Here is a 1234-nt window from a genome sequence, read left to right on the forward strand (position 1 = left end):
TTGAACCGGCCAGGGTTTAATAGACACTTACGAGCCGTTTAACGCATTGCGCCGCTCAAACTCCACGGGTGACAAATGGCCCACGAAGCTGTGTCGGCGAATTGGGTTGTAGAACATCTCAATGTAATCGAATACGTCCGTGGTTGCCATCGCCCTGGTCGGATAGATTCGCCGTTTTATTCGTTCCTTTTTCAACGCCCCGAAGAAGCTCTCGGCCACGGCATTATCGTGGCAGTTACCGCGCCGACTCATGCTCGGTACCATGTGATGAGCCTTCAGAAACGACTGCCAGTCATCACTGGTGAATTGGCTGCCTTGATCTGAATGAATCATGACGCCTGGTTCCGGCTTGCGTTTCCATACCGCAGCCAACAGCGCCTGTAATACTAGACCACTGGTCATGGTGGATCGTGTGGCCCAGCCAACGATCTGCCGCGAATACAAATCCATGACTGCGGCCAGATACAGCCACCCCTCATAGGTCCGGATGTACGTGATATCCGTTACCCAAACCTTATTCGGCGCGTCAGGCGCAAAGTCCCGATTCAATACATTGGCAATCAAACCAACCGGACCGCCACGGTAACGTGGTTTGCCGCCGTACCCCACCTCAGCTCGCAGGCCCTCGCCATGCATCAGCCGAAGCACGCGGTGACGGCTGCACGTCTCGCCCAATTCACGCAAATCTATTGTGACCTTGCGGTAACCGTAAACGCTACCGCTGGCCAGCCACTGATGCTTGATCAGTCCCACTAGTCGAACATCTTCGTGCTTACGCTTGCTGTCCGACTGACGTTGCCAGGCGTAAAAGCCGCTGCGATGTACATCAAGCACCCGGCACATCGTGCGCAAACAATGTTCATTAATATGGACCCGCATGAACGCGTACCTTGCCTTTATCCCCTTGCAAAGTACGCGGCGGCTTTTTTTAGAATGTCACGCTCCTCGGTCATACGCTTGAGCTCGGTCTTCAGTCGCCGCACCTCGGCACTTTGGTCCAGCTCCGCTTGGCGCACGACATCCGGCTTCTCGAACCTGGCTCGCCAAGCATAAAGGCTGTGCGTCGTAATGCCCAATCGCTGTGCTACATCTGCTACCGAATGACCTCGCTCGGTGACTTGTTTGACTGCCTCGATCTTGAACTCATCCGTGTATCGCTTGCCGCTCATACTGACCTCCTCGGTTGCCATAGATTATGGCTCGAAGATGTCTACGAAAGGCTGGCCGGTTCAGG

Annotated in this window: 1 protein-coding gene; it reads right to left on the minus strand. The window is 54.8% G+C overall.

Annotated elements, in window-relative coordinates; genetic code table 11:
- Window positions 1–27 precede the first annotated feature (27 nt).
- Window positions 28–1169, minus strand: a protein-coding gene (locus OVY01_RS22920; RefSeq protein WP_432422301.1) for an IS3 family transposase whose coding sequence is annotated in 2 segments (ribosomal slippage) — window positions 28–923 and window positions 923–1169 — 1143 coding nt in all. Because the reading frame shifts where the segments join, the coding sequence is not laid out codon by codon here.
- Window positions 1170–1234: the final 65 nt, after the last annotated feature.

The organism is Robbsia betulipollinis (assembly GCF_026624755.1).
Taxonomy (GTDB): domain Bacteria; phylum Pseudomonadota; class Gammaproteobacteria; order Burkholderiales; family Burkholderiaceae; genus Robbsia; species Robbsia betulipollinis.